Source organism: Streptococcus infantis (genome assembly GCF_047465185.1).
Taxonomy (GTDB): Bacteria; Bacillota; Bacilli; order Lactobacillales; family Streptococcaceae; genus Streptococcus; species Streptococcus infantis_O.
On the sequence record NZ_JASHAJ010000001.1, the window covers coordinates 665,232 to 691,187 of the forward strand.

The 25,956-nt window shown below is 38.8% G+C and carries 29 protein-coding genes and 1 pseudogene; 1 reads left to right on the forward strand and 29 read right to left on the reverse strand.

The window, feature by feature from the left end:
- Positions 1-10 precede the first annotated feature (10 nt).
- From QM382_RS03345 to budA, 10 genes and pseudogenes are all read right to left on the reverse strand, one after another.
- Entirely contained in the window at positions 11-496 is a 486-nt protein-coding gene (locus QM382_RS03345) for an LURP-one-related/scramblase family protein (RefSeq protein ID WP_414272433.1), read from the reverse strand.
- 271 nt (positions 497-767) lie between these two features.
- Positions 768-1,223, reverse strand: a pseudogene (locus QM382_RS03350) (PASTA domain-containing protein); the annotation flags it as partial.
- A gap of 758 nt (positions 1,224-1,981) precedes the next feature.
- Positions 1,982-2,887 (reverse strand): GIY-YIG nuclease family protein, encoded by a 906-nt coding sequence (locus QM382_RS03355; RefSeq protein WP_414272434.1) that lies wholly within the window; start codon positions 2,885-2,887, stop codon positions 1,982-1,984.
- A 248-nt stretch (positions 2,888-3,135) separates the two neighbouring features.
- Complete coding sequence (locus tag QM382_RS03360) at positions 3,136-4,206, reverse strand: ABC transporter substrate-binding protein (RefSeq protein ID WP_414272435.1); 1,071 nt, start codon at positions 4,204-4,206, stop codon at positions 3,136-3,138.
- Entirely contained in the window at positions 4,203-4,976 is a 774-nt protein-coding gene (locus QM382_RS03365) for an ABC transporter permease (protein ID WP_049494582.1), read from the reverse strand. Before QM382_RS03365 ends, QM382_RS03360 begins: the two co-directional genes overlap by 4 nt.
- Positions 4,973-5,779, reverse strand: coding sequence for an ABC transporter permease (locus tag QM382_RS03370; RefSeq protein WP_016466000.1), 807 nt, complete (start codon positions 5,777-5,779; stop codon positions 4,973-4,975). Before QM382_RS03370 ends, QM382_RS03365 begins: the two co-directional genes overlap by 4 nt.
- The gene (locus QM382_RS03375; protein WP_036754586.1) at positions 5,760-6,917 is read right to left on the reverse strand and encodes an ABC transporter ATP-binding protein; all 1,158 of its coding nucleotides are present in this window, start codon (positions 6,915-6,917) and stop codon (positions 5,760-5,762) included. Before QM382_RS03375 ends, QM382_RS03370 begins: the two co-directional genes overlap by 20 nt.
- 135 nt (positions 6,918-7,052) lie before the next feature.
- A complete protein-coding gene (gene murB, locus QM382_RS03380) occupies positions 7,053-7,958 on the reverse strand; it encodes a UDP-N-acetylmuramate dehydrogenase (protein WP_414272436.1) in 906 nt (301 codons plus the stop codon).
- 118 nt (positions 7,959-8,076) lie between these two features.
- Complete coding sequence (locus tag QM382_RS03385) at positions 8,077-8,826, reverse strand: YhfC family intramembrane metalloprotease (RefSeq protein ID WP_414272437.1); 750 nt, start codon at positions 8,824-8,826, stop codon at positions 8,077-8,079.
- A 12-nt stretch (positions 8,827-8,838) separates the two neighbouring features.
- Positions 8,839-9,567: an acetolactate decarboxylase gene (gene budA, locus QM382_RS03390; RefSeq protein WP_006155660.1), complete on the reverse strand. Its 729-nt coding sequence runs from the start codon at positions 9,565-9,567 to the stop codon at positions 8,839-8,841.
- Between the two features lie 132 nt (positions 9,568-9,699).
- Between budA and QM382_RS03395 the strand changes: the two genes are divergently transcribed.
- Positions 9,700-10,974: a PLP-dependent aminotransferase family protein gene (locus QM382_RS03395; protein WP_414272438.1), complete on the forward strand. Its 1,275-nt coding sequence runs from the start codon at positions 9,700-9,702 to the stop codon at positions 10,972-10,974.
- Between the two features lie 18 nt (positions 10,975-10,992).
- Here the strand turns inward: QM382_RS03395 and QM382_RS03400 are convergent, their stop codons facing one another.
- The 19 genes from QM382_RS03400 to hprK all read right to left on the reverse strand — a co-directional run bounded on the left by QM382_RS03400 (position 10,993) and on the right by hprK (position 25,764).
- The gene (locus tag QM382_RS03400) at positions 10,993-11,808 is read right to left on the reverse strand and encodes an ABC transporter substrate-binding protein (RefSeq protein ID WP_414272439.1); all 816 of its coding nucleotides are present in this window, start codon (positions 11,806-11,808) and stop codon (positions 10,993-10,995) included.
- A gap of 157 nt (positions 11,809-11,965) precedes the next feature.
- Positions 11,966-12,619 carry a phosphate signaling complex protein PhoU gene (gene phoU / locus QM382_RS03405; protein ID WP_004252561.1) on the reverse strand — a complete coding sequence of 218 codons (654 nt, stop codon included), beginning with the start codon at positions 12,617-12,619 and terminating at the stop codon, positions 11,966-11,968.
- Positions 12,620-12,629: 10 nt separating this feature from the next.
- Complete coding sequence (gene pstB / locus QM382_RS03410; RefSeq protein WP_006148225.1) at positions 12,630-13,388, reverse strand: phosphate ABC transporter ATP-binding protein PstB; 759 nt, start codon at positions 13,386-13,388, stop codon at positions 12,630-12,632.
- A gap of 12 nt (positions 13,389-13,400) precedes the next feature.
- The gene (pstB, locus tag QM382_RS03415) at positions 13,401-14,204 is read right to left on the reverse strand and encodes a phosphate ABC transporter ATP-binding protein PstB (protein WP_049495489.1); all 804 of its coding nucleotides are present in this window, start codon (positions 14,202-14,204) and stop codon (positions 13,401-13,403) included.
- 10 nt (positions 14,205-14,214) lie between these two features.
- The gene (pstA, locus tag QM382_RS03420) at positions 14,215-15,099 is read right to left on the reverse strand and encodes a phosphate ABC transporter permease PstA (RefSeq protein WP_075229395.1); all 885 of its coding nucleotides are present in this window, start codon (positions 15,097-15,099) and stop codon (positions 14,215-14,217) included.
- Positions 15,089-16,006, reverse strand: a complete 918-nt coding sequence (gene pstC / locus QM382_RS03425; protein WP_045615626.1) for a phosphate ABC transporter permease subunit PstC — start codon at positions 16,004-16,006, stop codon at positions 15,089-15,091. Before pstC ends, pstA begins: the two co-directional genes overlap by 11 nt.
- Positions 16,007-16,008: 2 nt before the next feature.
- Complete coding sequence (locus QM382_RS03430; RefSeq protein ID WP_414272440.1) at positions 16,009-16,884, reverse strand: phosphate ABC transporter substrate-binding protein PstS family protein; 876 nt, start codon at positions 16,882-16,884, stop codon at positions 16,009-16,011.
- A gap of 109 nt (positions 16,885-16,993) precedes the next feature.
- Positions 16,994-18,307, reverse strand: coding sequence for an RsmF rRNA methyltransferase first C-terminal domain-containing protein (locus QM382_RS03435; protein ID WP_414272441.1), 1,314 nt, complete (start codon positions 18,305-18,307; stop codon positions 16,994-16,996).
- Between the two features lie 6 nt (positions 18,308-18,313).
- Positions 18,314-19,081, reverse strand: coding sequence for an inositol monophosphatase family protein (locus tag QM382_RS03440; RefSeq protein WP_414272442.1), 768 nt, complete (start codon positions 19,079-19,081; stop codon positions 18,314-18,316).
- A complete protein-coding gene (locus QM382_RS03445) occupies positions 19,071-19,349 on the reverse strand; it encodes a UPF0223 family protein (RefSeq protein WP_414253498.1) in 279 nt (92 codons plus the stop codon). The genes QM382_RS03440 and QM382_RS03445 overlap by 11 nt, the downstream gene beginning before the upstream one ends.
- Positions 19,350-19,751, reverse strand: coding sequence for a Spx/MgsR family RNA polymerase-binding regulatory protein (locus QM382_RS03450; protein ID WP_006148218.1), 402 nt, complete (start codon positions 19,749-19,751; stop codon positions 19,350-19,352).
- Positions 19,752-19,888: 137 nt separating this feature from the next.
- On the reverse strand, positions 19,889-20,521 hold the full coding sequence (locus tag QM382_RS03455) for a TIGR01906 family membrane protein (RefSeq protein ID WP_303405050.1): 633 nt from the start codon (positions 20,519-20,521) through the stop codon (positions 19,889-19,891).
- Positions 20,511-21,284 carry a TIGR01457 family HAD-type hydrolase gene (locus tag QM382_RS03460; RefSeq protein ID WP_414272443.1) on the reverse strand — a complete coding sequence of 258 codons (774 nt, stop codon included), beginning with the start codon at positions 21,282-21,284 and terminating at the stop codon, positions 20,511-20,513. Before QM382_RS03460 ends, QM382_RS03455 begins: the two co-directional genes overlap by 11 nt.
- A 10-nt stretch (positions 21,285-21,294) precedes the next feature.
- Entirely contained in the window at positions 21,295-22,032 is a 738-nt protein-coding gene (locus QM382_RS03465; protein ID WP_414272444.1) for an acyl-ACP thioesterase domain-containing protein, read from the reverse strand.
- Between the two features lie 4 nt (positions 22,033-22,036).
- The gene (gene hemW / locus QM382_RS03470; RefSeq protein ID WP_414272445.1) at positions 22,037-23,167 is read right to left on the reverse strand and encodes a radical SAM family heme chaperone HemW; all 1,131 of its coding nucleotides are present in this window, start codon (positions 23,165-23,167) and stop codon (positions 22,037-22,039) included.
- 85 nt (positions 23,168-23,252) lie between these two features.
- The gene (locus QM382_RS03475) at positions 23,253-23,648 is read right to left on the reverse strand and encodes a YtxH domain-containing protein (RefSeq protein WP_036753840.1); all 396 of its coding nucleotides are present in this window, start codon (positions 23,646-23,648) and stop codon (positions 23,253-23,255) included.
- Positions 23,649-23,662: 14 nt separating this feature from the next.
- A complete protein-coding gene (locus QM382_RS03480; protein WP_036753837.1) occupies positions 23,663-24,046 on the reverse strand; it encodes a DUF948 domain-containing protein in 384 nt (127 codons plus the stop codon).
- A gap of 1 nt (position 24,047) precedes the next feature.
- On the reverse strand, positions 24,048-24,836 hold the full coding sequence (gene lgt / locus QM382_RS03485; protein WP_214262099.1) for a prolipoprotein diacylglyceryl transferase: 789 nt from the start codon (positions 24,834-24,836) through the stop codon (positions 24,048-24,050).
- Positions 24,829-25,764 carry an HPr(Ser) kinase/phosphatase gene (hprK, locus tag QM382_RS03490; RefSeq protein ID WP_214262100.1) on the reverse strand — a complete coding sequence of 312 codons (936 nt, stop codon included), beginning with the start codon at positions 25,762-25,764 and terminating at the stop codon, positions 24,829-24,831. The genes lgt and hprK overlap by 8 nt, the downstream gene beginning before the upstream one ends.
- Between the last annotated feature and the right edge of the window lie 192 nt (positions 25,765-25,956).

Consider the following 25,956-nt stretch of genomic DNA (forward strand, 5'->3'; position numbering starts at 1 on the left):
CTCCTTTTTACTAATTTGAGTCTCTTTCTAGCATTTCCACATAGTCGATAGCGACACAGAGGGAAATAACTAGGTCTGCATAAGATTCGTCATAGACTGTTACAGTATAGGTAGAGGTTAAATGGAAAAGTTCCTTGGTAATCTCTGCAATCACTTGATCTCGGTCATCCAAAAGTTTGAAATCCCAATCCCAAATATCTCCTTCAATGCGAAGACCCAGGTTGTCAAATTCATACTTATCTCTAAAGAAAGTAAATGTCTTGCGGATGTAAAAGCTATCTCCGTTACTCAGTTGAATTTCAAAACGGGGCAAGAAGGTCATGACTTCTTTTCGAATCTCACTGACCTTTTGGTTATCTGCATCATAGATAGTAAATGTTTTGGGAATATTAAAAAAAGAACCTTCTACCTGATAGGCGATTTCTCCCCTATCATCCTTGATATCAAAACGTTCACCACCTATGCGGAATTTTTGTTTGACATGAAATGTTCTCATAAACACCTCCAAAAATAAAAGACAAATCCATATCACGAAGGGCGAAAAACCGCGGTACCACCTTCATTCAATGAACTTGTCATTCTCTTATTCTTATGCAATTGTGTGATTGAGTAGCATGATTTTCTATCTTAGATGGCTCGCAGCACCGCCAATTCTCTGAACTAAGATGGGGAGAAAATCAATTCTCAACATTCCTATTATACTGTTTTTTTATCTTGGGGTCAAGGTAAATGCCATGAATCATAAATTTAGCTTTAAATCTCTTAATTTACCTAGAGTTGCCTTGTGATGTTTGAGTAGTTTTGGGCTTATATATTGAAATTTTAATTCGTGTATTGTTCAAATCTACACCTTCACCTGGTTTTGGACTTTGGCTAACTACAGTCTCTTCAGCAGTTCCTTCTGGAGCTGTGGAGACTTCTACCACTTCAATATTAGCCTCTTTTACACCTACTATCTGAATCAAGTTATTCTTGGTAAATTCAAGGCTTGATCCAATATAACTTGGCATAGGAACTCTTGTTACCTTCTTGGCAACGGTCAAAGTAATCTCCGTCGCATTTCTAAGATCATAAGTGGTTCCTTCTGGCAGACTTTGTTTCATAACAAGACCTGCCTCTGTTTCACTTGATTCTTCTTCTACAATCTTAATAAGATTTTCAGGAACTTTTTTCTCCTTGAGCTCAGCAACCACATCTATTGATTTTCGGCCAATAAAGTTTCCAATATATACTTTTGTAGCTTGTGGTCTAGTAGTGGGAGATGTTGTTGATCTTTGTTTATCTTGAGATTTACTAGTACTAGGAGAACTTGTGGTTGTTGTACTAGTCGAGGTTTCTGAAGTAGTTGGTTGAGTTGAATGATTATTACTGTTATGAGTATAAGATGATTTAGACTTGGTCATACCTATGAAAAAAGTTCCAATTATCACTAATAAAAGTAAGCTTATAGCTATTCCGAAAAGCCACTTTATTCTACTTATTTTTTGTCTACGACGCTCTAATATTTCATTCTGTTCTATTTCTTCCTGTTGTTTTAATTGAAATTGCTCCGAAGCCAAACGTTGTCGTTCTATTTCTCTCTCTTTCTCAAGTAAATACTCATCATATTCAGCTTCTGCTTCTGCTAGAAGTATCTGTATCCTAACTCTCTCATCTTCTGATTCAGCTTTAGCCCACAGTTTTTTTAAATCAAAAATATTATCTTTATATTGTTGTTCTATACGTAATTCTAACTCTCTTTGATGACGAGATTCTTCATCCCATTGCCTCTGACGTTCTAACTCATTTCTCTCTTTTAATGTTTCTTGTTGTTCTCGAGCAAGGCGATTTTGTTCATCTAGTGCTGCCTGTTGCTTTTGGTTAGAAAACTGCTGTTCCCATCTCTGCTGTTCCAACAAATTATTTTGTCTTTTTAGCTCTTGATTCAATTCTTCTTCTCGACGAGCTTTTTCCCAATCATTCAAATTATTCATAGCCTCTCCTAATTTGCATTATAACCATGTTCTTTAGATTTTAATACTTTCTTCCAATATCGTTCACGTTGGAGTGCTTTTTGTTTTCCAACTTCATTCTTTGGAAAAATCTCTAATAAACTATATTGGAAATACTTTTTAATATAACTTATTCCATATTTTTCGACTATTTCATACAATCTTTTATTTGGATAACGATTTTCTTCCATTTCGGATTTATCATAGCCTTCACTTAAGTATGTAGACCATCTTCCATAAACTCCATTATCTCCATAAGCAGAACCGACATAGAGCTTTCCTGTCTTAGCATCAGTAATGACATAGACACCATAAACAGCTGAAAGATATCGTCTCCAAGAACTATTTGACCAATTTTTCTTTAATTCTTGATAAGAAAATGAAATATTTTCATAACCTGGAAAATGAGACGTTTGATTAAAATAGGAAATACTGTTTACAGATTCTACTACAACTGATTCAATTATTTTAGGATTAACATAAAACCATGATTGACCAGTATTGGCATGATTGACCAAAACTTTTTCTATAAACTTATCATACTCTTTTAATCGTTCAGCTAAAGCAAACTTGACATGATGGTTCCCATAGGCCACTTTCTTTATCTGACTATTCTTTTCTTTTATAAGATAGGCACCAACAAAAAGCCATTTATGGTACTCTACTTCTATAAATTGAAACTGAATTTCATTTCTACGATTTCGACTTTTTTTATCTGAACCATTACTCAAAATCCAAGGCAAAAAATCTTCAGATTCACTGATATAATCATCAACAAAACTATAATCATCCCAATTCTTATTAAATCGTAATTTAATACGATATCCTTTGTATTCTGGTTGTGACAATAATTCATTAAATCTGAAAATGTCCTTCAAATATATCTTTTCATTCATATTGTATTTATCTTTTATTTATATGGAGAACTTTGCATAATCCCTCTCCTATATCATTATACAGAAGGGCTTAATAACGGTCAAGAGCTTAAATATTTTTTCAAAATTTTTTGTTACCGCTTTCTATTCGCATAAACTTAGTATACTACGAGGCTATAAAATAAGCAAATAGGATAGTAAAAATAAACAGCTATACAACTATTCAAAAAACGAACCAGTTTAACTGATTCGTTTTCTTTTATATAGTCCTACTTCCGATACATCTTAAATTGTAGGAAGAGGTCACTATAGATACCTGTCCATTTATGGTCAAATTTCTCATAAACTTCTAGGTGTTTCATAGTATCTGCATCTGGATAGAAGGACTTATCCTCTTTTGTCTCCTCTGGGAGCATTTCCCTAGCTGTATTGTTTGGTGTTGAGTAGCCGACATACTCAGCATTCTTGAGAGCATTTTCGGGTTTCAACATGAAGTTGATAAAGGCATAAGCTGCATCCTGGTTCTTAACAGTCTTGGGAATAACCATATTATCAAACCAGAGGTTACTTGCTTCAGTTGGAACGACATATTTGAGGTTAGGATTCTTTTCCAACATCTGGCTAGCTTCCCCTGAGAAAGTCACACCGATAGCAGCATTATTCTGAATCATGTAACCCTTCATCTCATCGGCTACAATAGCCTTGATATTAGGAGTCAACTCATACAGTTTATCAACCGTTTGTGACAGTTGCTCTGGATTTTTTGAGTTAAGGCTATAGCCTAGTGAGTTAAGACCTAAACCAAGAACCTCACGCGCCCCATCAAAGAGCATGATCGAATCCTTGTATTCTGGTTTCCAGAGGTCATCCCAATGTTCAGGCGCTTCTTCCACCATGGTTTCATTGTAGACAATTCCCAAAGTTCCCCAGAAATATGGGATTGAGTACTGGTTGTTTGGGTCAAAAGACTGGTTGAGAAACTCTGGACCGATATTCTCAATTCCCTCAATTTTACTATAATCCAGTGGAACCAGAAGATTTTCATCCTTCATCTTGTTAATCATGTACTCACTTGGGATAGCAATATCATAGGTTGTTCCACCCTGCTTGATTTTCGTGTACATGGCTTCGTTAGAGTCAAAGGTTTCGTACTGGACTTGGATTCCCGTTTCTTCTGTAAATTTCTCCAGAAGTTCAGGATCGATATAGTCTCCCCAGTTGTAGATAACCAATTTTTGACTATCACGACTATTGATTTTACTATCAAGATGGTAAGAAATTCCCCACAAGACGAGGATAATGGCTAGAATTCCTGCTAAAAATGAATAGAGCTTTTTCATGCTTTATCCTCCTTCTCACGCGAAATAAAGTAATAGCCGACAACCAAGATAATACTAAAGAGAAAGACCAAGGCAGAAAGAGCATTGATTTCCAGCGAAATTCCCTTACGAGCCCGAGAGTAGATCTCAACTGAGAGGGTTGAAAAACCATTCCCCGTTACAAAGAAGGTCACGGCAAAGTCATCTAGTGAATAGGTGAAAGCCATGAAGTAGCCTGCAATGATAGAAGGCGTTAGGTAAGGAAGCATAATTTCCTTGAACATCTGGAACTGACTAGCTCCAAGGTCATAGGCTGCATGAATCATATCTCCATTCATCTCTTTTAATCGAGGCAAGACCATAAGCACTACGATTGGAATGGAGAAGGCCACATGACTAGACAGAACTGTCAAAAATCCAAGTGAAAACTTAAGTTGTGTAAAGAGAATCAAGAAACTAGCACCAATCATAACGTCTGGAGCAACCATCAAAATGTTATTGAGTGATAGAAATGCTTCTTGGTATCTCTTGCGTGATTGGTAGATGTAGATAGCTCCAAAAGTACCAATCACTGTCGCAATCAAGGCTGATAGAAAGGCAAGTAAAAAAGTTTGAACCAAAATCAGCATGAGCCTTCCATCACCAAACATAGTTTCAAAGTGAGATAAGCTAAAACCTGTAAAACTATTCATATCATCCCCAGCATTGAAGGCATAACCAATCAAGTAGAAGATTGGCAGATAGAGGACGATAAAGACGAAGGCTAGGTAAAGATTCGATAATTTTTTCATCGTTCTCTCCTTTCCTTAGTTACCCACATAGTGACGAACATAGTCAGGATAAGAACAACACCGATAGTTGAACCCATACCGTAGTTGTCGTTGGTTAGGAAGTTCTGCTCGATGGCAGTCCCCAAGGTAATGACTCGGTTCCCCCCAATCAAACGGGTCAACATGAAGAGGCTCAGACTCGGAATGAATACGGATTGGACTCCGCTTCGTACTCCGTTCATTGACAGAGGGAAGATGACATGGCGGAAGGTTTCCCACTTGGTCGCACCGAGGTCATAGCTGGCATTGATGAGATTATTATCCATATCATCTAAAACATTGAAGATGGGCAAAATCATAAATGGAAGCTCGATATAGCTTGCGACAAAAATAAATGAGAAATCTGTAAAGAGCAACTGCTGCGAACCGATTCCGATAAATTCGAGGAATTGGTTGATAGAACCATTTTGTCCAAAAATCCCGATAAAGGCATAGGCCTTAAGGAGCAGGTTAATCCAGGTCGGCAAAATGATTAGCATGAGCCATAGTTGACGGTGCTTGAGACGAGTCAAGAAGAGGGCTGTTGGATAGCTGATAAGAAGAGTCACCAGAGTTACAATTCCTGCATAGAGCACTGAGTTAAAACTCATTTTGAGATAGGTTAAGTTTTGTGACGCAAAATAGGATTTATAGTTTTCTAAACTGAACTGGCCTTCGATGTTGAAAAAGGATTGTCCAAAAATCAAGACCAAGGGTGCCAATACAAAGAGTGCAATCCAAAGCATGTAGGGCACTACAAAGAGTTTAGAGGTTGTTTTCTTCATCTCTCTCCTCCTCGATAGCGTTAATTAAACCTGCTTCATGCTCTTCAATTTCTACATATTCTTCAATACGAGCATCGAACTCTTCTTCTGTTTCATTGAGACGCATGATGTGGATGTCTTCTGGTTCAAAGTCCAGACCAATTTCCTCACCAACGATGGCCTTACGAGTTGAGTGGATCATCCATTCATTGCCAAGTTCATCATAAGCAATAATCTCATAGTGAACCCCACGGAAGAGCTGCGTATCGACCTTCACTTGAAGTTTTCCTTCTTCTGGCAGAGTAATGCGCAAGTCCTCTGGACGAATGACGACTTCGACTGGTTCATTTGGCTTCATCCCACCGTCAACCGCTTCAAATCGTTTGCCATTGAACTCGACCAAGTAGTCCTCAATCATGGTTCCTGGCAAGATATTTGATTCACCAATAAAGGTGGCTACAAAGTGGTTAATAGGCTCATCATAGATATCAACTGGTGTCCCAGACTGAACAATCTCACCGTCATTCATGACAAAAATCCAGTCACTCATGGCCAAGGCTTCTTCCTGATCGTGAGTAACAAAGACAAAGGTGATACCCAAGCGTTGTTGCAGTTCACGTAGTTCGTACTGCATGTCTGTCCGCAACTTCAAGTCCAGTGCTGACAAGGGCTCATCCAAGAGCACCACTCGAGGCTGGTTGATAATCGCACGCGCAATAGCTACACGCTGACGTTGTCCTCCAGATAACCTACGGATAGATCGCTTTTCATATCCTTCAAGCTGTACCATCTTGAGAACTTCTAAGACACGTTTTTCGATTTCTTTTTTATCGACCTTTCGCAATCGCAATGGAAAGGCAACATTTTCAAAGACATTCATGTGAGGGAACAAGGCGTAAGATTGGAAGACCGTGTGAACATCGCGCTTATTGGTCGGGATGTCATTGATACGAACACCGTCTAGCAAAATATCACCCGTCGTTGCGTCTAGCAAACCGGCGATAATATTGAGAATGGTTGATTTTCCTGAACCAGAAGCTCCTAGCAGTGTATAAAATTTTCCTTCTTCCAACTCAAAGTTAATATCCTTGAGAACCTTAGTGTCACTATCTTCAAAAACTTTAGAAACGTTTCTGAATTCGATAATTGGTTTTTTCAATTCCTATAAATTCCTTTTTCTTCGTAAATTAACAGATTGGGACCTTGTTAAATGCTAGCAATAACGGTAAGGAATTGACCCAAACCATATCTAGCGATAAAATCCCAATCTTTTGTATAATGTTTAATAATAATGCTATTCGTGCTCACCTAAGATACGAACTTCTCGCTCTAAGGTAACACCTGAATGTTCTTTAACTTTTTCAATGACAGATTCAATTAAGTCTTCATAATCTCGAGCTGTCCCATCGGCTACATTAATCATAAAGCCTGCATGTTTTTCTGAGACTTCGACACCACCGATACGGGAGCCCTTCAAACCAGCTTCTGAAATCAATTGCCCTGCAAAATGCCCAACTGGACGTTTAAAGACAGAACCACATGATGGATATTCCAAAGGTTGTTTGAGTTCTCGAAGGTGGGTCAAACGTTCCATTTCTTGATTAATAGTCTCATAATTACCTGGAGATAGTGCAAATTTAGCTGATAAGACTACTGCTCCAGAATCTTGAATAGCTGAATGACGATAACCAAAGGCTAAGTCCTTGGATGATAAAGTCTCGATTTCCCCATCCTTGGTCAATACTTTGCAAGACTGCAAAATATGAGCAATCTCACCTCCATAAGCACCAGCATTCATAAAGACTGCACCACCGACGCTTCCTGGAATTCCACAGGCAAACTCAAATCCTGTCAAACTATGGCGTAGAGCAATGCGAGTGGTCTCAATCAAGTTAGCTCCCGCTTCTGCTTCAATGGTGTAACCATCGACCGAAACATTATTGAGTTTGTCACACATGATTACAAAGCCACGGACTCCACCTTCTCGGACGATAATATTACTGGCATTTCCAAGAACCATCCATGGGATATTTTCTTGATTAGCGAACTTAACCACACGGGCCATCTCATAATGATTGCGAGGAAAAGCTAAGTAATCTGCCTTCCCTCCGACTTTGGTATAGGTATAAGTTTTCAATGGCTCATCGAATCGAATGTCAATTCCTTCTAAGGTTTCTTTTAATTTATCTAATACAGTCATCTTTCTTATCCTTTTATAAAATTCATTCCATTATACCATTTTTAGCGATTTTTTTCGACGATTTGAAAAGCTTTTTTATTCACACAAATAAAAAAGAGGTCAGACCTCTTTTGCATGATTATTTTTTATACAAGACAGTTTTTGTAAAGTATACAAATAGAACAACTTCCACTGCTAACAATCCTTCAACAAGAAGCGGATTTGAAATCCAACCAACCTGAGATAGACTCGGAGCCAGATCAAAGAAGGCATGTAGACCATAGGCAACTACTAGATAAATCCAATTCTTTTGACGGACTGCTTGATAAACCCAGAAAGAGAGACCAATTTGCATAACAAGAGCAAGTACACGCTCAACACCGAGTAAATAAACCTGCCATCCAGATAGAGATTGTACTGTTTCAAGTGTATTTTTGGGAAGGAGATTTGCCAAATCTGGATTTGAAGACTCTAATAATGAAAAGAGGATCAAAAGACTAATCAAGCTCCCCACTCCGAGGTAGAGTAATTCCAAGCCACCATGACCAAGTCCATAGGCGAGGGCATCCGAATCTTTCAAAGCTCTCTTCTTCTCTAACCATTTAAAGAAGACAAGTCGAGCCGTTTCTTCAAACAAAGCAGCCATACAGATCCCGTAAATCACATAGAGAAGGGGATTTTCCGTCATGAGTGGAACTGTCCCATCCTTTTGTGGATGAAGAACCAAGAGATGAACGATTTTCTCTAAGACCTGAGATGAGACAAAAAATGCAACTGCCCCAAGTCCTAAAACTGAAAGGTTAATCTTGTACTTCTTTTTTGAGAACCAAATGGCAGCTATGAGAAATACAACTAAAGCTATCATTGTGATTATTACATGAATTTTCATACTTTTCTCCTTTTATTCAGCCTGATCGATATCTTTTTTCATCTCATCAACATTGAACTTAGCAAAGAGGTACTGACGATCCTGTACAGGGAAACGTTGATCCAACTGATCGACAGCTCCAACCTCTACGATTCCTTCCTTGATGACAAAGTCCATGACGTGACCACCAAAGGTTAGGTCATCTGAAATAAAGTGCAAATGATAGCCTGCGACACTGACACCATGGAAAATTTCAGGTGTCCAGAATCCAACGATAGTCCCAGAGACATTTTCGCAACTATATTCAGGCTGATGAGTCGCAACCTCAGCAAATTTCGTTTCGCTTGTCGATTTTGGAATCATGCGAACATGCATGTGTTTAAAATCACCATGAATCTTAATCGAACGGAAAAGATTTTCTCCATCATAGTAGGACTCAATACGTTTTTCTAGTTCCTGATCAGTCATTTCAAAACGCTGGCGAAAAATAACTTCTGCCTGGTGGGGTACAACTGCTGCATAGGGAATCAGCGCGTCTGGTGAAACTTCAACGATTTCAGGCTTCTCACCTGAACCCTTAGCTTGATAGGCTTTACCATCTAAGACAATTAACTCCCCATCAATAGAGTCCAAGGTTCCTAGCCCTAAATCTCCATGTTCAAGTAACTCACCAACTGTCATAGTCCCGCCGTAAAGTCCTGCCATCAAGGCTCCCAAAGTATTATATTGGAATAATTTAACTGGTTCTTGCACCTTTATCATCTCACTCTTCTTTGAAAATTTACTTACTAAGTATATCACATTTCTTCTTAGAATTGAATGCTAGACCACCTTTTAACATTGTCAAACGTCCAAAAAAAAGGTACAATGTAACAAAATCAAGAGAGGTCTGGAATGAAGCAAGAAAGTAAGTACGAACAAGTTGTTCACTATCTGAAAGAAGAGATTGAATCAGGAAAACTTCAAACAGGAAGTCGTCTACCTTCTATCCGAAAACTCAGTCAAGACTTCCACTGTAGTAAAGATACTGTGCAGCGTGCACTTTTGGAACTCCGATACGAGAAATACATTTACTCCAAACCTCAAAGTGGCTATTATGTTTTAGAACAACAAGCTAGCCACGAAGACCTCGTTATCTCGGTCAATGACGAACATGCTGCTGCCTATGATGATTTTCGTCTTTGTGTCAATGAAAGCTTGATCGGTCGAGAAAATTATCTCTACAACTACTATGAACACCAAGAGGGGTTGGAAGAATTACGAAAGTCTGTTCAGAAACTACTGTTTGACCAAGCTATCTATAGTAAACCCGATCAATTAGTCATGACAACTGGAACCCAGCAAGCACTGTTTATTCTTTCTCAAATTGACTTTCCAGGTAAGAGCCAAGAAATACTGGTCGAACAACCAACTTATCACCGAATGAACCAACTTCTGCTGGCTCAAAATATTCCCTATCAAACCATTGAACGTCGCGTGGATGGCATTGACCTGAAAGAACTTGAGAAACATTTTAAAAGTGGTAACATTAAATTTTTCTACACCATTCCTCGATTCCATTATCCGCTGGGTCATTCATATTCTGAAGAGGAGAAACGTGCTATCCTTGATCTAGCAGCCAAATATCAAATTTATATAGTTGAAGATGACTATCTTGGGGATCTAGATCCTAAAATGGGACAAACCTTTCATTATCTGGATCAAAATGATTTGGTTATTTACATTAAGTCTTTTTCAACAAGTATTTTCCCTGCACTTCGAATCACTGCTCTCATACTTCCAAATGTTATGAAAGATGCTTTTGTCTCTTATAAAAACATTCTGGACTATGATAACAACCTCATTATGCAAAAGGCTTTATCACTCTATATTGATAGTCAACTCTTTGAAAAAAATAGAGTAGCAAGATTGGCACTGCAAGAGAAAAGTCAAGAATTCATTCATAAGCTATTAAAATCTTATCCCCTTTCCCTACCAAACTATCCTCTCCATGATGGACTTCTGCTTGATCTCAGGAACTATCCTAAGATTGCAAGGCTCAAACATAGCTCTTTAAATCTAGACTTTTTCGAATCGTCCTACATTGAGACTTGCCCTTATCAATTTGCTAAGGTTCCTTTAGAAAATCTTGAAACAACATTAAATTACTTAAAAACAGAGCTGGACTAAGTCCAATTCTGTTATTTTTTATTGCTCTACTTCTGTTAACTTGGCAGCTTTTTCAAGATATGTTTGATAAGTACCGTCATCTTTCAGTTTTTGAATAACCTTATCAACTACTTCCTTCAAATCTGAGTTGCCTTTCTTGATAGCAACTGCATTTTCTTCGCCATCTTTCATAGTTAAGCTTACTGTTGCGACAGCCAAGTCAGCATTTTTTGTTGCATAGCTGAGGGCTACTGGCTCGTCCATATGAACAGCATCAACCTTACCTGATTGAAGTTCATTAACAGCTTCACCCATATTTGTCAATGAAGTCAACTGTGCTTTAGGAAGTTGCTCTTTGACCATAGATTCAGGGACAGTTCCTTTTTGAGCTGCAATATTTACACTAGCAAGAGAATCCAAATCTTTGTATTTTTCAAGATCAGTTTTTCTGATTAGGAAGCTAATTTTGTTTTCATAGTAAGGAATTGAGAAATCAAAGACTTCTTTTCTTTCTTCAGTTGCACTGATTCCTGCAATGGCCAAATCTGCTTTCCCTGTTTGAAGACTGGTCAAGACATTATCAAAACTCATGCTGGAAACTTCCAATTTCACTCCAAGTTCGTCAGCGATAGCTTGTGCCATATCAATATCAGCACCTACGACTTGGTTCTTGCCATCCACAAGTGCTTGAAACTCAAATGGTGCATAGTCTGGGCTAGTTGCGACAACTAATTTACCTTTTTGTTTGATTGCCTCTACTGCAGACTGTGAGCTTGAGCTAGATGATTGGCAAGCAACTAAAAAGAAACTTGCAAGAAAACTACATAAAACAAATATCCATTTTTTTAATTTCATAAATAAACAACCTCTCTGTCGATTTTGTATAATTATAACTCAGCAAACCTTGTTTGTCAAGTATAAATTTAATATTTATTTATTTTTTCATTTTCTTAAACAAAAAAAGAAGCTTTTATTCATTATTCGGCTCCTTTTTCTGTATATTTAATCAATTTTACAATTCGACAATCTTACCTGTTTCAAAGTAAACAACCCATTCACAGATATTTTTAGCATAGTCACCGATGCGCTCCAAGTATGAAATCACTTGGAAGTAATCGCGACCTGTGACAATGGCATCTGGATTCTTTCTGATTTCTTCAGTTGCCAGATCACGAATATTTTCAAAGTAATGGTTGATTTTCTCATCCATTGTTGCAACTTCATAGGCCTTATCAACGGATCCGTTTAGGTAAAGTTCGAGGGTTGTTTCTACGAAATCTTTAACATCACGTCCCATCTTTTTGATTTCTTCTTCGACTGCTGGGATGCGTTGTTCCCCCTTCATACGAATGGTTGCCTCAGCAATGGATACAGCGTGGTCACCCATACGTTCCAAGTCAGAAACAGCCTTTAGAACTGTTAGAACTGTACGTAAATCTTGCGATACCGGCTGTTGAAGGGCAATGATTTCAAATGATTTCTTTTCAAGTTTCAATTCGTATTCATTGACTTCTGCGTCTTGCTCGATGACTTCTTTAGCCAAGTCACGGTCATGAGTGACAAAAGCACGTACAGTACGATTGATTTGGGAAAGAACTTCTTGTCCCATGGCGTAGAATTGGTTATGCAATTTCTCTAAATCTTCTTCAAATTGGGATCGTAACATCTTTTTCTCCTTATCCAAATTTACCTGAAATGTAATCTTCTGTTTCCTTATGTTGTGGATAGAGGAACATTTCCTTGGTATCGTTAAATTCAATCAAATCTCCATTGAGGAAAAAGCCTGTTTTATCAGAGATTCGAGATGCTTGCTGCATGGAACGAGTAACCAATAGCATGGTGTACTTGTCCTTGAGACTATATAGGGTTTCTTCGATTTTCCCAGCTGAAATAGGGTCTAAGGCTGAGGTCGGCTCATCCAAAAGGATAATCTTTGGACTAGTCGCCAATACACGGGCTACACAAACACGTTGTTGTTGTCCACCTGAAAGTCCAATAGCTGAATCATGCAAGCGATCCTTGACCTCATCCCAGATTGAAGCACGCTGTAGAGCTTTCTCCACAGCTTCATCCAAGACTTGCTTGTCTTTCTCTCCATTAATTCTTAGTCCATAAACAACATTTTCGTAGATAGACATTGGGAATGGATTGGGTTGTTGGAAAACCATTCCGATTTCCTTACGTAACTCAACGGTATCAGTACGAGGGCTATAAATATTGTGACCATTGTAAACCACTGAACCAGTAGTGGTCACTTCAGGATTAAGGTCACCCATTCGGTTAATAGCCTTGAGCAGGGTTGATTTCCCTGATCCTGATGGACCGATAAGAGCTGTAATTTCCTTGGGTTGGAAAGATAAGGAAACACTATTCAAGGCCTTCTTTTTGTTGTAATAAACAGACAGGTCTTTGACCTGCAAAATCGGTTCTGTCATACTGTTTCCTTTCTAACCAAAGTGTCCAGTTACATAGTCATTGGTAGACTGTAGCTTCGCATTTTGGAAAATGTTTGACGTTTTATCGTACTCAATCAAATCTCCCAAGTAGAAAAATCCAGTGTAGTCACTTGCACGCGCAGCCTGTTGCATACTGTGGGTCACGATAATAATGGTAAAATCCTTCTTCAACTCCAACATGGTCTCCTCAAGCTGAGCTGTCGCAATCGGATCCAAGGCTGATGCCGGCTCATCCATCAAGAGAATGTCTGGTTTTACAGAAATAGCACGAGCAATGCAGAGACGTTGCTGCTGACCACCTGAAAGCGTTAAGGCAGACTTGTGAAGGTCATCTTTAACCTGATCCCAGAGGGCAGCCTGGCGAAGTGAGGTTTCTACAATTTCATCAAGAACCTTCTTGTCCTTAACTCCTGCACGTTCATGTGCAAAGGTGATGTTACGGTAGATTGATTTAGCAAATGGGTTTGGACGTTGGAAAACCATTCCGATATGTTTACGCATTTCATAAACATTGATTTCAGGTCGGTTGACATCTATTCCTTGATAGAGAATTTGTCCTGTAACTTTTGCAATATCAATGGTATCATTCATACGGTTGAGACTGCGTAGGTAGGTTGATTTCCCAGAACCTGACGGTCCGATCAAGGCCGTAATTTTATTTTTTTCGAATTGCATATCCACGCCCTTGATGGATTCATTCTTACCGTAGTAAACATGTAAATCCTTCGTAGAGAGTGCCACTTTTTCTTCTGGAAAAGTAATGATATGCCTTTCATCCCAATTATATTTTGACATGGCTTCTCCTTTAGGCTGCGGTTAATTTCTTATGTAGATAGCTTCCGAGTTTACGTGCTCCGAAGTTAAAGATCAAGATAAAGATGAGGAGCACTGCAGCAGAACCTGCTGAAACAAGTGTTCCATCAGGAATAGTTCCTTCACTGTTGACTTTCCAGATATGGACAGCCAAGGTTTCTGCTTGACGGAAGATTGAGATTGGACTACTTACGCTGAGAACATTCCAGTTAGACCAGTCAAGAGCTGGTGCAGATTGACCTGCTGTGTAGATAAGGGCTGCAGCTTCACCAAAGATACGACCTGATGCAAGCACAATCCCAGTTACAATACCGGGAAGGGCTTCAGGAATCACGACATGAAGGACTGTTTCCCAACGAGAAAGTCCAAGCGCCAAACCAGCTTCACGTTGCGTATGGTGAACGTGTTTCAAACTGTCTTCAACGTTACGAGTCATCTGTGGAAGATTAAAGACTGTTAAAGCCAAGGCACCTGAAATAATAGAAAATCCATACTCAAACTGGACTACAAAGATGAGGTAACCAAAGAGACCTACAACAACAGATGGTAGAGAAGATAAGATTTCAATACAGGTACGAACGAAATTGGTAACACGACCTTTTTTAGCATACTCTGCTAGGAAAATTCCAGCTCCCATTGATAGAGGTACTGAGATAAATAAGGTAATCACCAAAAGGAAAAAGGAATTATAAAGCTGAATTCCAATACCACCACCTGCTTGATAAGAAGATGATTTTCCTGTCAAAAATGACCATGAAACATGAGGCAAGCCTCGAACTAGAATATAAAGAATCAAAGAAGCTAGAATTGTCACGATGATTCCTGCGATGGTATAGAGGACAGCTGTTGCAAGTTTATCTAATTTCTTAGCGTGCATAGTTTTTCTTTCCTCTTTCTTTCGTAATCAATTTAATCACACTGTTGAAGGCCAAGCTCATCAAGAGCAATACTAAGGCTAGTGACCAAAGAACATTATTATCAACAGTTCCCATAACTGTATTTCCAATTCCCATAGTCAATACAGATGTTAAAGTCGCTGCTGGCGTTGTCAATGAAGTTGGAACAACTGCTGAGTTACCAACAACCATTTGAATCGCAAGGGCTTCACCGAAAGCACGCGCCATTCCGAAGACTACTGCTGTGAAAATACCTGAACGAGCAGCCTTCAAGGTCACACGCCAAATGGTTTGCCAACGAGTTGCACCCATCGCTAAACTAGCCTCACGGTAGTGTCGAGGAACAGCACGTAGACTATCCGTTGTCATAAAGGTAACAGTCGGTAAAATCATGACAAAGAGAACGAAAATCCCTGATAAAATACCAAAACCTGTTCCACCAAAGACAGTACGTACAAAAGGTACGACGACCTGCAAACCGATAAATCCATAAACTACTGAAGGAATCCCAACTAGAAGTTCGATAGCCGGTTGCAAAATCTTTGCTCCTTTTGGTGATACTTCTGTCATAAAGACTGCTGCTCCAATGGCAAATGGTGTTGCAATCAAAGCTGATAGGATGGTGACAATAAAGGAACCTAGGATCATTGGAAGTGCACCAAATTGTTTACCTGATGGATTCCAAGTTGCACCAAATAGAAAATCAAAGATATTCACACCATTAACAAAGAAGGTTGACAAACCTTTTTGGGCTACAAAGATTAAAATCATAGCCACAATGATAACAATCAAAGAGAGGCAGGAAAAAGTTAGACCTTTCCCTAATTTCTCAAGACGAGAGTTCTTTGAAGGAGAGAGCAATTTTTTAGATAATTCTTCTTGATTCATTATTAACTCCCTTCTATCGCTGTCACAGTACCTGCAGCATCTTTTTCAACCTTCATTTCCTTAACAGAAATATAACCCATTCCTTTAACAATTCCATTCTGCGCTTCGTCCGAAAGAACAAAGTTTAAGAACTCGGCAACCAATTCATTTGGCTCACCAAGTGTATACATATGTTCATAAGACCACAAAGGCCAGTTATTCGTGGTTACATTCTCAGAAATTGGTTCATAGCCGTTAAGTTTGATGGTCCCAACCGAATCATCAACATAGGCGAAAGCTAGGTATGAGATAGCTCCAGGTGTTTGGGAAACGATGGACTTCACCATACCGTTTGAATCTTGCTCCTGACTTTGTATTGCTGACTTTCCATCCATAATCACACTGTCAAAGGTAGCACGAGAACCTGAGCTAGCAGCTCGGTTGATAATAGAGATAGCTAAATCTTTACCACCAACTTCTTTCCAGTTGGTAATTTCACCTGTAAAGATTTGTCGGAGCTGTTCTGTCGTAAGATTATCAACATCTACTTCTTTGTTGATGATAACAGCTATACCCGCAACAGCTACCTTGTGGTCAACTAGGGCTGTGGCATCGATACCATCTTTCTCCTCCGCAAATACATCAGAGTTCCCAACGTCTACTGCTCCTGACTGGACTTGAGACAGACCAGTACCAGAACCACCACCTTGAACGTTAACTGTTTTACCAATATTGGCTGATGCAAATTCATCTGCTGATGCCTCGACTAAAGGTTGAAGGGCCGTTGACCCAACAGCAGTCATAGACTCCCCACGATCAATCCAACTTGCACACCCTGCCAGTGAACCAGCAAGTAAAAGAGTCGCAAGAGAGAGGGTGAGTTTTTTAAATTTTTTCACTATTTGTCTCCTTGAAAATAATGATGAATAGCTTGAATTTTCGCCCTTATTTTCTATTGTTTTCAGGGAAAATCCATACTTCCACTATAACATAGAATACTGTTTTTGACTAGTTTTTCACCTGAAACCTCAAGCCCTTGGGAAAATAATTCTTCAAGGTATTTCCGGTTACTTTTGCAAAACCTAGACCATTTCCACCAACTAAAACTTGGTACCAGCCATTTGGCAAAGTTTCAGATAATTGAACTGTTTCACCTGCTACGTATTTAACAAAGTCTTCTTGATAATTTTCAATCGTTTGCTTGACTTGACTCGGTTTCAAAGCTAGTCCAAGAGCAAAACTTGGCTCAAAGCGTTTTTTCTTAAAAGTCCCAAGATGAAGACCATTACGAGCAATCTTAAGTTTACTAATATCTGGTAGGATTTCTGGTAAGAGATAAAGTTGGTCCCCAAAAACTTGTAGGACTCCCAGCAGTTTTTCTTTTAAATGCTTCTTCTCAAAATCTTGCCACAAACTCAACTGTTCACGACTGAGATTCGTCTTAGAAGGCTTGAACTTCCTAGACTTGTTTTGTCCCTTAAACTGAAGATAGGCAACAAACTGACCTTCTCCCTTAAAATGATGTGGGTACATCCGAGCTGTTTCAGGCAAATCAATTCCTGGAACCATACCATTGATATGTTGGATTGGAATCAATTCAAAATCATAGCTATCTAGAAGCCAGTGAATGATTTCCTCATTTTCTTCTGGAGCCCAAGTACAAGTAGAGTAGACAAGTCGACCACCATCAGCCAACATAGTAACTGCAACTGCTAAAATCTCACGTTGTAAACTAGCACACTGACTAGGATAATCGACACTCCAATATTCCATAGCATCGGGCTGCTTACGAAACATCCCTTCTCCTGAGCATGGCGCATCTAAAACAATCAGGTCAAAGTACCCTTTAAAAATCTTGGCTAAACGGTCTGCAGATTCATTGGTCACAACGACATTAGTCGCACCAAAGCGTTCCATATTTTCAACCAAGACTTTCGCTCGTTTGTTTGAAATTTCATTAGAAACTAAAATCCCCTCACCAGCAAGATAAGCTGCCAGCTGAGTTGATTTCCCACCTGGTGCTGCTGCTAAGTCCAGTACCTTCATACCTGGTCTTGGCTGAGCTACTTGTGCAACCATTTGTGCAGCTGGTTCTTGAGAATAAACCAAGCCTGTTACATGTTCAGGTGATTTTCCAGAAATCTTGCCATAATGACCCCAAGGTGTATTGGGAATAGCATCTGAGAAAGAAAGCTGTCTTTCTTTTAAAGGGTTGATACGAAAAGCAGAAACAGCCTCATCATCAAAAGAGGCAAGAAAAGCTCTTGCCTCATCTCCCAAGATTGTTTCGTATTTTTTTACAAATCCATCTGGAAATTGCATGTACCTTTATTTCCTTTCATAGATATAGGATTGAATCTCATCTTTCATTTCGACTGGCACCATCATAACGGCCTGTCGTGTTTGAAAATCGACTTCCTCACCAGCAATTGTAAGAACCTTATAACCCAAACTCTCACCTAGGATACTTGCAGCTGCATAGTCCCAAGGTTGTAAATAAGTGATATAAGTTAAAAGTCGACCTGATAGCACCTTGGCAAAACTAATAGCGGCGCTGCCATAAACTCGTGTTCCAAGTGCAGCATTTCCCAAATCCGCTAAGCCCCATTCATTAGTCGCTAACATTCCAGAATTACCAGCTACCAAAAATTCTCTCAAGGGTTTCTTTTTAAATGGTGGTAAAGGTTCATCATTGCGACAGGGTGGGAAGTCTCCTCCACCATGGTAACAATCACCTTTCATGACATCATAAATAATACCAAACTTACCAATACCATCCTCAAAATAGGCCAGCATAACGGCAAAATCTTCACCTTGTGCTACGAAGTTGTTGGTTCCATCTATAGGATCAATAACCCAAACAGAACCTTGTCCAACTGCTGCACGCATACAGCCTTCTTCTGCACAAAATAGATCATCTGGATAGCGAGAACGAATTTTCTCAATGAGTAAGGCTTGAACTTCTTTATCTAACTTAGTTACCAAATCTGTAGGCGAAGATTTTCTCTCAACATGGAGATCCTCTTTCATATGCTCAAGAATATACTCTCCAGCTTCCCTAACAATTTCTTTGGCAAATGTAAATTTATTTTCCAAGTGAAATCTTCCCTTCTCCTTTTTCTTTTGCCAATTGGACTGCACGGTAGAAAGAATATCCACTAACTGCTTCAAATTCACGTCCCAAGCGTTTTTCTTCACTCTTACTTGGAACGACTGACTTGAATATCTTGTAGGAATCTAAAAGATTTTTTGCTTCTACCTTAGTTTCATAGGCAGCTTCAACATCATTAAAAAAAGAAAGCACTGAAGCAAGTTCTTCAGTGCTCCACGACAAATCTAGTGGGTAACTATACTGTTTATTCATCTAATTAATACCAGCTCTCAATGTAGCCTCTTTCAATTCTTGTTTACGATAACTACGAGGAAGAAACGCACGAATCTCATCTTCATTAAAGCCAATCTGCATACGTTTATCATCAATGATAATAGGACGACGCAAAAGACTAGGGTATTGCTCAATTAAATTAAGCAACTCTGTCACCGAGATACTTTCCACATCGATATTTAACTTTTGGAAAATTTTTGAACGAGTTGAAATGATGTCATCGGTACCGTTTTCGGTCAAGGAAAGAATGTGTTGTAATTCTTTTCTTGATAAAGGACTGGTCATAATGTTGTGCTCTTGGAAAGGCACTTTATGATTGTCAAGCCAGGCCTTTGCCTTACGACATGATGTACAACTCGGTGATAAAAATAGTGTAATCATGCTATTCTCTACTTTGCATACTTTTCTAACTCTATTATACAAAAAAATAAAGCGCTTGACTAGTTATTTCCGTAAAAAAACCTACTTTTTAAAGAAAAATAGGTTTTTCGTAAAATTTTTAAAACATTTTTATGCATTTATTCTCTTTTCGGTAATTTTTTCCAACTTAGTAGATAAACAAATCCAAAAATTAACTCATACAAGCAGAAAAATAGGAGAAAGGCATGCAGGAAAAAATCCTCTGGCAGAATAAGAATAACTGGATCTTTAGCGGGATCAAAAAGCCAGGTATCATCACCTATAAAAAGAATTTGATGAAACAATGTAAAAAATTGTTCAAACCCAATGAAGACACCAACTAAACCAAGAACCAAAGGTAAAGACAGCATAATCAAGAGACCTCTGCGATATAGAGACAGAAAACCTTTCTGAACGACTTGCTTCCAAAAAAGATAGAAAATCGGAAGAGTTACGATTGCTACTCCTTGCGCTAGGTGAAAGAGTCCCTTTACAACCACAAAGTGGTGAATTCCAGAGACAGACGAAGGAAAATCTGGCATTGCTAATACTTGACTCAATGGATTGGTCAAATAATCCATCAAAACATTAAAGTTATGTTGGATGGTCTGAGGTTGGACATGAACACGACTAGTCAAGTTTAACCAAGAAATTTCCAGAGGGTAAACCAACCAGGACAGGTAGATGGTCAATAAAATTGCAAGCGAGAGGAGAAAGAGAAGACATCCTACAAAAGTAAATTTAGTTTTCATCGAAATTCCACTCCGCTAGACTTGAGAGGACATGGGTTGGGGCGATTGGTAAATTTGCTACTTCTTCAGGTTTTGTAAATCCTGTCGTCACCAAAAGACTTGGAATACCATTGTCAATACCAGCTCGAATATCAGTAAGATAATTATCCCCCACCATGACAATTTCTTGGCGTTCAAGTCCTAGGTGTTCAACAGCCTTATCCATAATAATCGCGTTTGGTTTCCCAATATAAACTGGTTTTACGCGAGTTGCCACTTCAAGAAGAGTAATCAGTGAACCAGCACCAGGTAAAAGTCCACGTTCTGTTGGAATATTTAAATCTGGATTGGTGCCGATAAAATGAGCACCTTTATGGATAGCTAGGGTTGCAGTAGCAAATTTTTCATAGTCAACTTGCCAGTCCAAGCCTACAACCACATAGGCTGGATTTTCTTTATCTTCAACATAACCAGCTGCTCGAATGGCATCCTTGAGCCCTGCTTCTCCAATCACATAAACTGTCTTTTCAAGACCTAAATCATTCATGTAATCAATGGTCGCTAAGGTTGCAGTATAGATTGTCGATACAGGCGTGTCAATATTAAACTGATTGGCCAACATCTCTTGGACACTTTCAGGTGTACGAGTAGTGTTGTTTGTTACAAAAAGATAAGGAATTCCCTTTTTCTGCAGCTCATGTACAAAAGCTTCTCCCGCTGGGATTCTATCTTTACCCTTGTATATTGTTCCGTCTAAATCAATTAAATAACCTTTATAAGTCATATATTTCCTTCTAATCTTTTTTAATTTCTTGCCAAGTTATCTTTGCCTGAGCATTGATGTCGCCATCACTTGTGACTTGGTGATTACTTTCTAGCCCATTCAATTCGTAACTAGAAGTGATCATGCCACCTGGTCGAACTTCCTTGACATACTTGAGGTTGATTTTTTTAGGAATATGATTGGTTAGGAAATCTGCCCCCATGACCTCAAAAATCCAGTCTAGGTATTTGCTGTTATTGACGTGGCCATTCATATCCAAGTCATAAAAACGAACGTGGTAGTCTTTTCTTATCGCTTCTTCCAGCTCTGCGTATTTTGGCCCGCGAAGGAGTTTCTTAGAAAACTCAGATTGATAAGGGGCGACAATTTCTGGTTCTACAGGGTGGACCTTCCGACTATCACGATCCATAAGGACAAAGGTAGCTACCATGCGAATGATTTCTTGACCAGCTTCATCATAAATCGTAAAACGGCGGTAGCAAAATAGACGATTGTAAGTCAAGGCTTCCGTTTCAATTGTGATTTCCTCAGCAAAACGAGGCAAACGAACCACATCGATGTCATAGTCTGTGATGATCCAGACCAGATTATACTGCTCTAAAACATCCTTGTCACTCACTCCTAGATTAATTGATTGCATTCCTGATACTTGCAGGGACAACAAAATAACGTCTGGTAGTTTGATATGACCATTCATGTCAGCCATATCAAAAGGAATTTTCATCTTCATTTGATAAGTTAAGCCCATAATTCTACTCCAATATAAATCGTTCTGCTACAGTATCACCTAAGAAGAGACCTCTCTTAGTCATACGAACATGATCGCCATCAACCTGCATGAGACCTTCTTGAATCAAGTCTTTGACGATATCCCCATAAAGTTCTTGGAAAGACCGTCCAAATTTTTCTTCGAATCTTGCTTTTGAAACTCCTGTCTTCTTGCGAAGTCCAAGAAACATCTCTTCTTCCATTTGTTCCCTTAGACTCAGGTGTTCCTCATTGATGCGAGCATTGCCTTCTTCTACTGCCTTTAGATAATGGCGGATAGGCCCATGGTTTTTATAGCGAACACCGTTTACATAGCCAGACGCACCTGCACCTATACCATAATACTCAGCATTATCCCAGTACATAAGATTGTGACGACTTTCAAAGCCAGGTTTTGAAAAATTTGAAATTTCATAATGATCAAAACCAGCACGCTCTAATTCAGCAATGATATATTCGAACATTTCAGCTTCTACTTCTTCTTTAGGAAGTGGTAATTTCCCACGACGCATACGATTCATAAAGACCGTATGGTTTTCCAAAATCAAGCTATAGAGACTCATGTGGGGAATGTCCAAAGCGATGGCCTTGGCAACATTGTCTTTTACTTGCTCCATGGTTTGACCTGGAAGAGCGTAGATCAAGTCAATGGAAATATTATCAAACCCTGCTAACTTGAGACGATCAATATTTTCATAGATATCTTTCTCTAAATGACTACGACCAATTTTTTTCAGCATTTTGTCATCAAAGGTTTGGACACCCAATGAAACACGGTTGACTGCTGAATTTTTCAAAACTGCAATCTTATCCTCATCCAAATCACCAGGATTAGCCTCAATGGTTAATTCTTCTAAGACTGACAAATCTAAGTTTTTAGTCAATCCATCCAGAAGCACCTCTAACTGCGGCGCAGACAAGGCTGTCGGTGTCCCTCCCCCAATATAGAGAGTACGCAACTTCTGAATGTCATAAGAATGAAATTCTTGCAGTAGATGTTCTAGATAGCTGTCTACTGGTTGATTTTTAATAAAGACCTTAGAAAAGTCACAATAATAACAGATTTGTGTGCAAAATGGAATGTGCACATAAGCTGATGTTGGTTTCTTCTGCATAGTATTTATTATACCACAAAGACTTCCCTCAAGAAAAAAATCACCATCTCCGACTCTAAGGGAATCAAAAATGGTGATTTCTATTTTAATCTTCTTTGATTTCGATGATGATTTCTTGACCGTCTTCTGGGTCTTCAACAACTACTTTTTCTTCCAATTGTTCCTTGAGATTGTTCAAGGTCTCTTTTGAAGCTTCAGTAGCTTGTTGAGCTAAAGATTTAGATTTTTCAAGAACTGAATCCAAGGTAATTTCGCCTGATTCTACTTGTTCTTTTGTCTTTAGAACAAAATCTCTGGTTTGTTCTTTGACTTCTGTCAATTTTTCAATTGCTTGTTCCTTAGCATATTCTGGATCTTCTCTCAGATCTTCAATAAAGTCTTGTGCCTGACTAGTAACACGTTTCCCTTTTTCACTTGTTAGAAACAAGGCAACAGCCACACCTGAAACAGTTCCTAAAAGGATTGATGATAATTTACCCATGAGTTATCTCCTTTTTATTTTTTAAAAAATTTACTTGCAATACGAACGGCAGATAAGCCTGCACTAGTCTTTAATGTTTTTGAACCTGCAGATGATGCTTTTTTACTCAAGACACGAGCCTGGTCATTTAAGTCAGAGACAGAAACAGAAAGGTCTGCAACTGCTGTAAAGAGTGGATCAATGGTTGCAACTTTGATATTGATATCATCAGCAAGAACATTGACCTTGGCAAGAAGTTCGTTTGTGTGATGTAGAGTAACATTTACATCTGAAGTTAGCGTTTTAACAGTATTTTCAGTTTCATCGATTACACGTCCAACTTTTTGAAGGGTAATAATCAAATAAACAATAAATACAATCAAGGCAATAGCCACAAAAATATAAGCAACTTCTAACATTTTAATTCTCCTTTTTTACATTATAAAATGGTGCTTTTTTCCGGTTTTGATAAATAATAATATAAATTCCAAGACCAATTAAGAAGACGGATAACAACTGAGATACTCGAATTCCTAAGAACATGAGACTATCTGTGCGCATGCCTTCGATAATCATACGCCCAAATCCATACCAAATTAGATAAAAAGCTGTGATATGACCACGACGAATACCCTTTAATCGGCGTCTAAAAATAACAATTAAACTAAAACCAATCAGGTTCCAAACAGATTCGTACAGGAAGGTTGGTTGGCGATATGAGCCATCAATATACATCTGATTCTTAATAAAACCAGGCAAGTAGTTAAGATTTTCAACAACTGCACCGTATGCTTCTTGGTTAAAGAAGTTCCCCCATCGTCCAAGGCTCTGAGCAATCATAACGCTCGGAGCTGCTATATCTAAGAAATCCCACGTGTTGATCAATCTACGATCAGCGAAAATATAGAGTACAATCGCTCCAGTAATTAAACCACCATAAATCGCAAGACCACCATTCCAGACAGCAAATATCTCTCCTAAATGTTGACTATAATAGTCAAATCTAAAAATGACATAGTACAGTCTCGCGCCGATGATTGACAAAGGAAAGGCAATTAAGATAAAGTCCAGAATATCTTCCGATAAGATATTCTTTTTAGGCGCTTCTTTACTTGCTAAATATACCGCTAAGATAAGGCCAGAAACGATACAGAGTGCATACCATCTAATAGCTAACGGACCAATTTGAAAAGCAACTGGATCAATCATTTTGCACCTCATTCTTTTCAATTAGTTTCGTCAATCTTTCTTCAAAGAGACGTGTCGCATCAAAGCCCATTTCCTTAGAACGATAGTTCATGGCAGCAGCTTCGATGACCACAGAAATATTACGTCCTGTTTTTACAGGAATCCGAATACGCGGAATAGAAACACCTGAAATTACCAACTCTTCAGCATTGTTCCCCAAGCGGTCAAAGACCTTATTTGTATCGTAATTTTCTAGATAGACAGCCAACTGAACCTGTGAAGAATCCTTAACAGCACTAGCCCCATAAAGGCTCATGACGTCAATGATACCAACTCCACGAATTTCTAACAAATGTTTCAAAATTTCAGCAGGTTCTCCCCAAAGTGTCATCTCATCCTTAGAATAGATATCTACACGATCATCTGCGACTAAACGATGGCCACGTTTTACGAGCTCAAGACCAGTCTCACTCTTACCAATACCGCTATCTCCTTGAATCAGAACACCCATACCATAGATATCCATCAAAACACCATGTACGCTTGCGCGTTCAGCTAAGCGAGAGTCAAGATAACTAGACAATTCGCCTGAGAGACGACTTGTAGCTGTACGACTTGTTAAGATTGCAATTTTACATTCTCTAGCAGCTTTTAACATTTCTTCAGGAACAACTAGACCACGTGCAACAATAACTGCTGGTGTTTCTGGCTGGAACATTTTTCTCAAAACAGTATAACGGTTGTGAGAAGACATGCTGATCAGGTAAGACCACTCCTTCATTCCCAACAGTTGAATCCGCTCTGGAGTGTAGTAATCAAAATAGCCTGTCATTTCAAGACCTGGTCTCGTTATATCTGCAGTATTGATTTCCTTTTCCAGTAATTCAGGTTCGCCATAGACAATGTCCAGTCTAAGCTTCTCAATTACTTCTTTGACTGAAACCGACATATATTCCTCCTTCAATTGAGTTCTCTCTACCATTATATCAAATTGTAGCTGGAAGTTCGTATTTTTTACAGCGTTTACACTATTTATTTAAAAATAAGCTTTCATAATATAAATGCTATACAAAAAAGAATCAAGCTACATAATGTTAGCTGATTCTTTCTTAAAATGTATACCCGCAATCTTTATTTTCTT

Excerpts from the sequence above, each read along its gene's own strand:
- QM382_RS03345 (WP_414272433.1), bottom strand. The coding sequence starts at position 496 with ATGAGAACATTTCATGTCAAACAAAAATTCCGCATAGGTGGTGAACGT.
- QM382_RS03355 (WP_414272434.1), bottom strand. The coding sequence starts at position 2,887 with ATGAATGAAAAGATATATTTGAAGGACATTTTCAGATTTAATGAATTA.
- QM382_RS03360 (WP_414272435.1), bottom strand. The coding sequence starts at position 4,206 with ATGAAAAAGCTCTATTCATTTTTAGCAGGAATTCTAGCCATTATCCTC.
- QM382_RS03365 (WP_049494582.1), bottom strand. The coding sequence starts at position 4,976 with ATGAAAAAATTATCGAATCTTTACCTAGCCTTCGTCTTTATCGTCCTC.
- QM382_RS03370 (WP_016466000.1), bottom strand. The coding sequence starts at position 5,779 with ATGAAGAAAACAACCTCTAAACTCTTTGTAGTGCCCTACATGCTTTGG.
- murB (WP_414272436.1), bottom strand. The coding sequence starts at position 7,958 with ATGACTGTATTAGATAAATTAAAAGAAACCTTAGAAGGAATTGACATT.
- QM382_RS03385 (WP_414272437.1), bottom strand. The coding sequence starts at position 8,826 with ATGAAAATTCATGTAATAATCACAATGATAGCTTTAGTTGTATTTCTC.
- budA (WP_006155660.1), bottom strand. The coding sequence starts at position 9,567 with ATGATAAAGGTGCAAGAACCAGTTAAATTATTCCAATATAATACTTTG.
- QM382_RS03395 (WP_414272438.1), top strand. The coding sequence starts at position 9,700 with ATGAAGCAAGAAAGTAAGTACGAACAAGTTGTTCACTATCTGAAAGAA.
- QM382_RS03400 (WP_414272439.1), bottom strand. The coding sequence starts at position 11,808 with ATGAAATTAAAAAAATGGATATTTGTTTTATGTAGTTTTCTTGCAAGT.
- phoU (WP_004252561.1), bottom strand. The coding sequence starts at position 12,619 with ATGTTACGATCCCAATTTGAAGAAGATTTAGAGAAATTGCATAACCAA.
- pstB (WP_006148225.1), bottom strand. The coding sequence starts at position 13,388 with ATGACAGAACCGATTTTGCAGGTCAAAGACCTGTCTGTTTATTACAAC.
- pstB (WP_049495489.1), bottom strand. The coding sequence starts at position 14,204 with ATGTCAAAATATAATTGGGATGAAAGGCATATCATTACTTTTCCAGAA.
- pstA (WP_075229395.1), bottom strand. The coding sequence starts at position 15,099 with ATGCACGCTAAGAAATTAGATAAACTTGCAACAGCTGTCCTCTATACC.
- pstC (WP_045615626.1), bottom strand. The coding sequence starts at position 16,006 with ATGAATCAAGAAGAATTATCTAAAAAATTGCTCTCTCCTTCAAAGAAC.
- QM382_RS03435 (WP_414272441.1), bottom strand. The coding sequence starts at position 18,307 with ATGCAATTTCCAGATGGATTTGTAAAAAAATACGAAACAATCTTGGGA.
- QM382_RS03445 (WP_414253498.1), bottom strand. The coding sequence starts at position 19,349 with ATGAATAAACAGTATAGTTACCCACTAGATTTGTCGTGGAGCACTGAA.
- QM382_RS03450 (WP_006148218.1), bottom strand. The coding sequence starts at position 19,751 with ATGATTACACTATTTTTATCACCGAGTTGTACATCATGTCGTAAGGCA.
- QM382_RS03455 (WP_303405050.1), bottom strand. The coding sequence starts at position 20,521 with ATGAAAACTAAATTTACTTTTGTAGGATGTCTTCTCTTTCTCCTCTCG.
- QM382_RS03460 (WP_414272443.1), bottom strand. The coding sequence starts at position 21,284 with ATGACTTATAAAGGTTATTTAATTGATTTAGACGGAACAATATACAAG.
- QM382_RS03465 (WP_414272444.1), bottom strand. The coding sequence starts at position 22,032 with ATGGGCTTAACTTATCAAATGAAGATGAAAATTCCTTTTGATATGGCT.
- hemW (WP_414272445.1), bottom strand. The coding sequence starts at position 23,167 with ATGCAGAAGAAACCAACATCAGCTTATGTGCACATTCCATTTTGCACA.
- QM382_RS03475 (WP_036753840.1), bottom strand. The coding sequence starts at position 23,648 with ATGGGTAAATTATCATCAATCCTTTTAGGAACTGTTTCAGGTGTGGCT.
- QM382_RS03480 (WP_036753837.1), bottom strand. The coding sequence starts at position 24,046 with ATGTTAGAAGTTGCTTATATTTTTGTGGCTATTGCCTTGATTGTATTT.
- lgt (WP_214262099.1), bottom strand. The coding sequence starts at position 24,836 with ATGATTGATCCAGTTGCTTTTCAAATTGGTCCGTTAGCTATTAGATGG.
- hprK (WP_214262100.1), bottom strand. The coding sequence starts at position 25,764 with ATGTCGGTTTCAGTCAAAGAAGTAATTGAGAAGCTTAGACTGGACATT.